This is a genomic window from Paenibacillus tianmuensis, from assembly GCF_900100345.1.
Lineage (GTDB): Bacteria > Bacillota > Bacilli > Paenibacillales > NBRC-103111 > Paenibacillus_G > Paenibacillus_G tianmuensis.
Genome location: NZ_FMTT01000003.1, coordinates 214861 through 223859, shown reverse-complemented (window position 1 = coordinate 223859; position 8999 = coordinate 214861). Strand labels below are relative to the sequence as shown.

Here is an 8999-nt window from a genome sequence, read left to right as displayed (position 1 = left end):
GGTGAATGATTCATTTTCAAAGCGGAAAGACCACCTGTTTGATAAGCTTGAATATAGCCTTTTACCGTTTGAACGCTTCGGTTTAAAATAGGCGCAATCGCTTCCGCCCGGGTACCTTGCAAATATAAATATAGCGCCTGATAACGCTCGTACATGCGGCGATCTTTTGCTTTTTTCATCGCTTGCTTAACTTCTTCTAATTTTTGTGCGTTTTCCATCTTCATTCCCTGCCTGTCTGTTCATGTTTCATTACTTATTCGACAAGTAGGTATGAATTTCCTTACCATAGATTTCTAAGGTCTTTAGTTCAACTTATATAGATCATATCTGGTTTTTTATTTATACTATAACGACATCAGAAAGCGCTGTCAGCCTTCTCATCAAAAAATATAGCGGGTAGTAACCGGACGACACAGCCCACCTGCAGAAAAAGAAAAGCCGTCCGGCTCCTCAGGTCAACGCCTCCTCGAGCCGACGGCAAATCGTATCTTCCTCTTCCATCCGGGACCAGAACCACTTCAGCTCCCGGTGCATCGCATCCACCTGCCTTGTGTTCAGATGAATGTCCGTCGTCCAGCGGAACGACGGAATAATTTCTCGGTACATGGAGTAACGCGACGGATGCTTGACCGCTCCCTTCCCACGCCACTCCGCAGCCTTCTGTCCGGCTCCTCCAGCCCTTTGTCGGCAAAGTGATCGCAGTTATAGCACAGCACGACCGGGGAAAACGCAAACGGCAGCGCCAAGTACCGGTCGCGATGCTTGAAGGCGCTTTGCAGAAACGGATACTGCCCGGCGGGCGGGCTCATGGGCTCCAACCACTCCTGCCAACCGCTGTCGACCACAGGCTGATAATCGGCATAGTTGATCGTAAATACGTCGACCATACCGCCCTTCATATATTCTTCAATCGCCTGCGCATAGTTCTCGTAAGGAAGGGCCACCGTTTGAACCCGGATATGCGGATAAGCGACATGAAAATCCGACAGCAGCCGGTTCAAGTCCATCTGTTCCATGACGGAGGGGTAATACCCCAGCTTGATCGTGACGCTGCCTTGGACCGCGGGGCTGCTGACCCGGTTACCGACTCTCAGTACCTTCTCGATCAACTGCTCGTCCACCAGCATATCCAGTCCTTTGCGGACGGAATTTTTACTGAGCTGGTACTGCTTGCCGAGCTCCATCTCGGATGGCAGGTATTTTCCAACGGAGAGCTTGCCGCTGACGATGTCTTCTCTGAGCAGTGTAACCATATGATCCAGACGCTTATGAAACGTCGTGCGGCTTGGCTTTTTCGGCATCGCCATATCCCTCCTGCCTGTCGAATAAACTGGTTTTCAGTTTATATAATGGCGGGTACGATGTCAATGCACCCAAGATTTTCAAACTTATGTGCACCCCAAAAAACGCCTGCTCCGAGCTTGCGCCGAAACATGCGTTTTTTGGGGTACGGGTGTTATACCTCATTGCCGGTGTTGCCTTTGTACGCGTGGGCGTGCGGTCTCATGCCGTTTACGGTCGTATACCCTTCGAAATAGTGATAATGTCCTCTGCCGGGTAGTGGAATGGCCGGACCTGTTACGCCCCGGATCGTATGGGTATGACCGTCGTTAAACGAAGTGACGGCGTAATAGCCATGAACATGCCGAGGGTTGCTCGGCGCGGGCTCAGTCATGCCGGCATAATAATGAAGATGCCCGTCATTGTACGAAGTCGCTCCCGAAAAAGGATGAACGTGAACGGGCCGACCGTCCCATGAAGTAATATAAAGCCTGTGTGCGTGACGAGGATCTTCGCCGTCGGAATGAACCACGAATCCCGTAACGGGAATGTCCATATGCACCAACCTCTTCTCCATGATGAATCGTACTCCATCGTATGAGAAGAAAGCTTGGGCCGTATGGGCGTTCGTCTAAGCTTGGAAACGGGCCGCTGCCCGCCCTATTTCAGATGCTCGGGATTCAGCTTCTCCAGCTCCGGCACGACAAAGCGGCCGTCCTTGCGGATCAGACGATCGTCAAAATAAATTTCGCCGCCGCCGTATTCCGGACGCTGGATCAGCACAATATCCCAGTGAACCGAGGACCGGTTGCCGTTATCCGCATCCGTGTAAGCGTTACCCGGCGTAAAGTGGATGCTGCCGTCGATTTTCTCGTCGAACAAAATGTCTTTCATCGGATGCTGTATGTACGGATTGACGCCGATCGCGAACTCGCCAACAAAGCGTGCTCCGTCGTCGATATCCAAAATTTCGTTCAGCTTGGCGGTATTGTTCGCCGTCGCCTCAACAATTTTGCCGTTGTCAAAGCGGAGCGTGATGTTCTCGAACGAAGTTCCCATATAAATCGTCGGAGCGTTATAAGAGATGACGCCGTTGACCGAATCCTTTACGGGCGCAGTGAATACTTCGCCGTCCGGAATATTGAACTGACCTGCGCATTTGATCGCCGGAATGTCCTTGATCGAAAAGCTGAGATCGGTGCCCGGTCCGACGAGCCGCACCTTGTCCGTCTTGTTCATCAGCTCGACAAGCGCGTCCATGGCCCCGGACATTTTGCTGTAATCGAGATTGCACACTTGGAAATAAAAATCTTCGAACGCCTCGGTGCTCGTATTCGCTTGCTGCGCCATCGACGGGTTCGGGTAACGCATCACGCACCATTTCGTATGATTGACCCGCTGGTCGACGACCGGACGCTGATACACCTTCATGAATAAGCGCAGCTTGTCCTCAGGCACATCGGACGTTTCGGTGATGTTATCGCCGCTGCGAACGGCAATGTACGCTTGCATCTGCTTCATGCGGTCCAGCTCGATGGCCGCCATCCGCTCGTACAGCTCCTGGTTGCCGCCAAGCATCAGCTTGCGCGTAACTTCGGGATAGCGGAATTCGATGAACGGATGTCCGCCTGCCGCATACACCTCTTCTATTAAACACTTGGTCAATTCCTGATCGCGAAGGCCGATCATTTCAATCAGGATGTTCTCACCCGGCTGAAGGTCGACGGAATACCGTACCAGGTTTCTCGCAAACTGCTGCAATCGTGGATCTCGCATCTTCTTTCTCTCCTTTGGGGACAGCATCTGAACTCACCTTCTCAACGTACCAAATTTTCGCGGAAAGTTCAAACCCTAATGAAGGTTTTCGGACAAAAGATCGCGATTATTTTACATTTTGAGGAAAGCTATTGCCGGACGGCTAAATCCAGCTTTGCAGCGCCCGGTCATAAGCCAAAAGCTCTTCTGCCCTGAAAAAGTTGGCAATTTCCCGTTCGGCGCTTTCCTGAGAATCGGAGCCGTGAATAATGTTGTTGCCGGTATGAACCGCGTAGTCGCCCCGGATCGTTCCCGGCGCCGCGTCCAGCGGATTCGTCTTGCCCATCATGGCGCGGGACAGCGCAATGACGTTATCGCCCTGCCATACCATCGCAAAGACCGGACCGGAGGTAATAAATTGAACCAGCTCGCCGAAAAACGGCTTTTCCTTATGCTCGGCATAATGGGTTTCCGCTTGCTCCTTCGTGATGACCATCAATTTGGAGCCGATGAGTTGAAAGCCTTTATCCTCAAAGCGCTGCACCAGCTTGCCGATCAACCCCCGCTGTACGCCGTCAGGCTTGATCATCAAAAATGTTTTTTCCATGTTCGTTTTACTCCGTTTCTAAAATGATAGATTGCTAATCTTACACTGGAAGCTGTGTGCATCCCAGTATAATCTTTTCCTTTATTCCCCATTCGTTCGAGGGTTCCGGAACAAGACACAAGAGCGCCGCCTGCACCCTTGCCCATGCAGGCGGCGTATGATCTTGTTCGATGCGCCTTGTTGCTTAAGTGCTCCGGCCGGACGTGACGGGTTCTTCCGAAGCCGTCTCCGGCGACGTTGCGCTTCCCAAAGCCAGTTGCGCTTGCGCAGCGGCGATTCTGGCGAGCGGCACCCGGTATGGCGAGCAGCTGACATAATCCAGCCCCACTCCGTGGCAGAAGAAGATCGACTGCTTGTCGCCTCCGTGCTCGCCACAAATGCCGGTCTTGAGCTGCGGCTTCACGGCGCGTCCGCGCTCGACCGCCCATTCGATCAACGTTCCGACGCCGTCCCGGTCCAGCACTTGGAACGGATTGTCGGGAAGCAGCTTCGTCTCCACGTAATGCGTCAAAAATTTGCCTTCGGCGTCGTCCCGGCTGTAGCCGAACGTCATCTGCGTCAGATCGTTCGTGCCAAACGAGAAGAAATCGGCGTGCTGCGCAATGTCCCCTGCCGTAACGGCGGCCCGCGGCACTTCGATCATTGTGCCGACGCGGTAGCGGAACGTGTGGGCGATCTCGCCGAGCACTTCATCCGCCTTGCGGGTCACGAGCTCGCGCATCCGCTTCAGCTCGTTCGCATGGCCGACCAGCGGAATCATAATGTCCGGCCGTACGTCGAGTTGCTCGCGCAGACAACTGAGCACGGCGCGGAAAACGGCCTCAATCTGCATCTCGTAAATGTCCGGCAGCACGAGTCCGAGACGGCAGCCCCGGGTACCGAGCATCGGGTTCATCTCATGCAGCCCCCGTACTTTGCGCAGCAGCTTCTCCAGACGCTCCTTACGGTCCGGATCCGCATCCGGCTGGCCGTTCAAGCGCTCGCGCTCGACAACCAACTGCTCCATATTCGGCAAAAATTCGTGCAGCGGCGGGTCGAGCAGGCGAATCGTCACCGGCAGTCCGTCCATCGCCCGGAAAATGCCCTCGAAGTCCTCCTGCTGCATCGGCAGCAGCTTCGCCAGCGCTTCCGCCCGCTCTTCCTCCGTCTCCGCCAAAATCATCGCTTGCACGACCGGCACCCGCTCGGCGCTCATGAACATGTGCTCCGTCCGGCATAGCCCGATGCCTTCGGCGCCGAAGCTGCGCGCCTTGGCCGCGTCCTCCGGCGTGTCGGCATTCGTATACACCTCCAGCGTGCGAATCTCGTCCGCCCAAGCGAGAAGCTCCTGCAGCTCGCCCGTCAGCTCGGGCTCGCGCAAGCTGACTTCGCCGAGGATGACCCGTCCGGTCGCGCCGTCGATGGAAAGCGCCTCGCCCTCCCGTACCGTGACGGTTTCTCCGTCAGCGGTCGTCACGGCAAAGGCCCGATCCGTCAAGCGCAGCGCCTCGCAGCCGCAGACGCACGGCTTGCCCATCCCGCGGGCAACGACCGCCGCATGGCTGGTCATGCCGCCCCGGCTGGTCAGCACGCCTTCGGCCGCCAGCACGCCGTGAATATCCTCCGGTGTCGTCTCCGAGCGCACGAGGATGACTTTGCGGCCCGCGCGGGCCCATGCCTCGGCCGTGTCCGCGTCGAACACCGCGACGCCGGAAGCGGCTCCCGGCGACGCCGGCAGGCCGGCTGCCAGCACATGCAGCGGCTTGTCGGTATCGATCGCGCGGTGCAGCAGCTGATCCAGATGAAACGGCTCGATGCGATTGACCGCTTCGCCGGTATCGATCACACCCTCGCGCACCAGATCGACGGCGATTTTGACCGCAGCTTGGGCCGTCCGCTTGCCGTCTCGCGTTTGCAGCAGGTAGAGCTTGCCCTGCTCAACCGTAAATTCGATATCTTGCATATCCGTATAATGCCGTTCCAGCTTCTCCGCCGTCCGCACGAGCTGTTCAAAAACTAGCGGCATTTCCTCGCCGAGCTTCGCAATCGGAACAGGCGTCCGTACGCCGGCTACGACGTCTTCCCCTTGCGCATTCATCAAGTATTCGCCGTACAGCACGGGTTCCCCGGTAGAAGGATTCCGCGTGAACACGACGCCTGTCCCGCAGTCGCCGCCCATATTACCGAACACCATCGTCTGAATGTTGACGGCCGTTCCTTGTTCGTCGGGAATCTGGTGCACCTTGCGATATACTTGTGCCCGCGCATTGTTCCACGAACGGAATACCGCTTCAATGGCCAGCTCGAGCTGCTCCTCCACCTGCTGGGGAAACTCGCGTCCCGCTTCCTTGCGAATCACCGTCTTGTACTCTCCGATCAGCTCCGTCCAGCCTTCAGCGCTTACTTCACTGTCCTGGCTTACCGCTAACCGCTGCTTGAGGTGATGCAGCAGCCGTTCGAATTGATACGTTTCGATGTCGAACACGACGTTGCCGAACATTTGGATCAAACGGCGGTAACAATCGAACGCAAATCTCGGGTTGCCGGTCAATGCCGCCAGCCCTTGCACCGTTTCGTCGTTCAAGCCCAGGTTGAGAATCGTATCCATCATACCGGGCATCGAAGTCACCGAGCCCGACCGGACGGACACGAGCAGGGGCTTGGCTGGATCGCCGAAGCCTTGATCCTTCGCCTGCTCCAGCTCCCGCATCGCTTGGTGGACCTGCTCCATCAGCCCCGCCGGAAGCTGCTTGCCTGCTTCGTAGTAGGAGCGGCACACATCCGTCGTAATGGTAAAGCCCGGCGGCACCGGCAAACCGGCGTTCGTCATCTCTGCTAGATTGGCCCCTTTTCCGCCGAGAAGCTGCTTTAAGCCAGCATGACCCGAATGAAACGGCACTAAAATTTGCATGATTGATAATCCTCCCGTCATTTTAGAACCTACGGTACGCAGACCGCGAGCACACACATGGAGCGTTATGGATGTTTAATGATGTATAAAACATACCATAGCTTTATTCCATTGTAAATAGTGTGTATTATTTATATTTAATACACACTATTTATCATGACTTCTGCGGTGCCGTAAGCAGGAAAAAGTAACGTCGTCCGATAAAGCTTGGAGATGAAATAATCCGACATGTCCTGTCGGCGGAAGCTGCCGAACAGCAAAAAACCTCTCCGCAGAGAGGTTTCGTTGGGGCAGAATAAAGCTCGCCCAATCCGTTTCGATGATTTTCTCACGCCATCCCGGCAGCCCGGCCATCCTGCTCCGTCTCCCGCTCATGCAGCGAAAGCCCGGCGCCCAGCGCGCGGAAGCTGCCGATCACATCCTCGTAGCCGCGCTCCAGATGCTCCACGCCCGTAATGCGCGTGCAGCCTTCGGCTGCGAGTCCCGCCAGCACCAGACACGTGCCCGCGCGCACATCGGTCGCATGCACCCAATCGCCGATAAGCGGCCGCCCGCCCTGAATAAAAGCACTTTCTCCGCGGACCTCGATCTCGGCTCCCATACGCCGAAGCTGCGGCACGTGATTGAAGCGGTTCGGGTACACCCGTTCCGTGACGATGCTCTTGCCTTTGGCCTGCGTCAGCAAAGCCGTCATCGGCTGCTGGAGGTCCGTAGCGAAGCCTGGATACATCGTTGCGCGGACCCGGGTCGCGCGAATCTGGCCGGTACTGCGTGCGGTAATGCTGTTTTCGTCCCACTCCATCTCAAGCCCCGTCTCACTCAGCTTGGCGATGCACGCCCCGAGGTGCTCGGGAATGACATCCTTCACGGTCACGCTACCGCCGGTGATGCCCGCACTCATCAAGAATGCCCCGGCGACGAGCCGGTCGGGAATCACGGTATGCCTTCCCCCGTTCAGGTAAGGCACGCCCTCAATCCGTATACGGTCCGTCCCTGCGCCGTAAATGCGCGCGCCCAGACCGTTCAGGAACGCTGCCGTATCGACGACCTCCGGATCGACTGCGGCATGATACAGATTCGTCCGGCCTTGAGCGCGGACCGCCGCCAGAATGGCGTTGATCGTTGCGCCTGAAGTCACGGTGTCGAAGTAAATATCCGCCCCGCGCAGCGTTTTTGCCTCCACAATATAGTGATCCTCGCGGAGCTTCACCGTCGCGCCCAGCGCTTGGAACGCCTTCATATGCTGGTCGATCGGTCTGGAGACAAAGTTGTCTCCCCCCGGAAACCCGACCGTCACCCGACCGAATTTGGCAAGCAAAGCTCCGGCAAAATAGTAGGATGCCCGGTAAGCGGACGCCTTGCCCGGATCGATGATTGCGCTGTGGATGTAGCGCGGGTCCAGCACAATTTCGCCGGATGGGCGGCGGGTGACTGCCATACCGATGTCTTTGCCGATCTGGGCGATCAATTTCACATCGTCGATATTCGGAATACCCTCCAGCGTCACCAGACCGTCCGCCAGTGAGGCGGCGGCCAACAAGGCGAGTGAGCTGTTTTTAGAACCGGGAATATGTACGCAGCCGTTCAGCGGGCCGGCAGGTTCCACTTCAATCCATCTCATTGACCCTTACCCACTTTCCGAAGATGTCGTTATTTGTTATGAAGCTCCAGCACGTATCCGCTGCCGCGAACCGCACTGATGAGAAAGGTGTCTTTGCCGTATTTTTTACGAATCCGGTACACCAGCGCATTCAATTCGTCCATCGTCACATCCGGAATCCCGTCCTCGCCGACCGAGCGCTCCGGCCATACGGCCTGCTTGATTTCGGCAATCGGCACGAGCCGATTGGCATGATCGTACAACAGCTGAATAAGCAAAAATTCTTTCTCGGACATTGCAATCCGCTTCCCGTCAACCACGCACTCCCGCTTCTCCCAATGGATCGTCAGCGGGCCGCTCGGCTCGTCCCAACGCTGCGTAATGCTGAGCGGCTCGAATTCCAGCGTCTGATCGGCGAAAAGATATGAGAAATGCAGTACCGTCATTCCTTTGGCCAGCTTGATGATATCAAACGATTTTAGCGGATACGGTTGATTCGGTTCGACGATCACACCGTTGATTTCCGTGCCGTGCATGCTGCCCAGATCGTACAGGACCGCACGCTCCTCTTCTTTTCGGATCACTATATGTTTACGGGAAATAAACGCGTTCGAAAAAGCAAAGTCCGGAGAATACAAATTCGATGCCCTGCCGATAACCGTTTCAGCGGCGGTCAGATTGAGGCACGTTCCCGAGCGGAAAGGCTCTCCGCGAATCACATAAAGACAAGCGAATGTATCCAGTTTCGTTCCCTCCGAGTGCTGCACAGCGGCCATTCGTCGTTGTGCGGTCGATAAAAATAAGTTGACCTCCTATCATCATAGCTTATTTCAGCCTTGAAGGAAAATAGGCTACGCTGACGCATC

The 8999-nt window shown here is 56.0% G+C and carries 9 protein-coding genes; all 9 read right to left on the bottom strand.

Annotated elements, in window-relative coordinates:
* Positions 1 to 218: helix-turn-helix domain-containing protein (locus BLO51_RS03785; RefSeq protein ID WP_167670099.1), on the bottom strand; the 218-nt coding region annotated here is incomplete at its 3' end.
* Positions 219 to 450: 232 nt separating this feature from the next.
* Positions 451 to 606: a hypothetical protein gene (locus tag BLO51_RS30080; protein WP_245719513.1), complete on the bottom strand. Its 156-nt coding sequence runs from the start codon at positions 604 to 606 to the stop codon at positions 451 to 453.
* The gene (locus BLO51_RS03780) at positions 555 to 1301 is read right to left on the bottom strand and encodes a GntR family transcriptional regulator (protein ID WP_245719512.1); all 747 of its coding nucleotides are present in this window, start codon (positions 1299 to 1301) and stop codon (positions 555 to 557) included. The genes BLO51_RS30080 and BLO51_RS03780 overlap by 52 nt, the downstream gene beginning before the upstream one ends.
* Before the next feature lie 155 nt (positions 1302 to 1456).
* Entirely contained in the window at positions 1457 to 1837 is a 381-nt protein-coding gene (locus BLO51_RS03775; protein ID WP_090666996.1) for a YmaF family protein, read from the bottom strand.
* 104 nt (positions 1838 to 1941) lie between these two features.
* Positions 1942 to 3057 carry an aminopeptidase gene (locus BLO51_RS03770; protein WP_090666994.1) on the bottom strand — a complete coding sequence of 372 codons (1116 nt, stop codon included), beginning with the start codon at positions 3055 to 3057 and terminating at the stop codon, positions 1942 to 1944.
* A gap of 142 nt (positions 3058 to 3199) precedes the next feature.
* The gene (gene ndk, locus BLO51_RS03765; RefSeq protein ID WP_090666992.1) at positions 3200 to 3643 is read right to left on the bottom strand and encodes a nucleoside-diphosphate kinase; all 444 of its coding nucleotides are present in this window, start codon (positions 3641 to 3643) and stop codon (positions 3200 to 3202) included.
* Positions 3644 to 3827: 184 nt separating this feature from the next.
* Entirely contained in the window at positions 3828 to 6533 is a 2706-nt protein-coding gene (gene ppdK, locus BLO51_RS03760) for a pyruvate, phosphate dikinase (RefSeq protein ID WP_090666990.1), read from the bottom strand.
* 328 nt (positions 6534 to 6861) lie between these two features.
* A complete protein-coding gene (murA, locus tag BLO51_RS03755; protein ID WP_090666988.1) occupies positions 6862 to 8154 on the bottom strand; it encodes a UDP-N-acetylglucosamine 1-carboxyvinyltransferase in 1293 nt (430 codons plus the stop codon).
* A 29-nt stretch (positions 8155 to 8183) separates the two neighbouring features.
* Positions 8184 to 8909: an FHA domain-containing protein gene (locus BLO51_RS03750; protein ID WP_174551189.1), complete on the bottom strand. Its 726-nt coding sequence runs from the start codon at positions 8907 to 8909 to the stop codon at positions 8184 to 8186.
* Between the last annotated feature and the right edge of the window lie 90 nt (positions 8910 to 8999).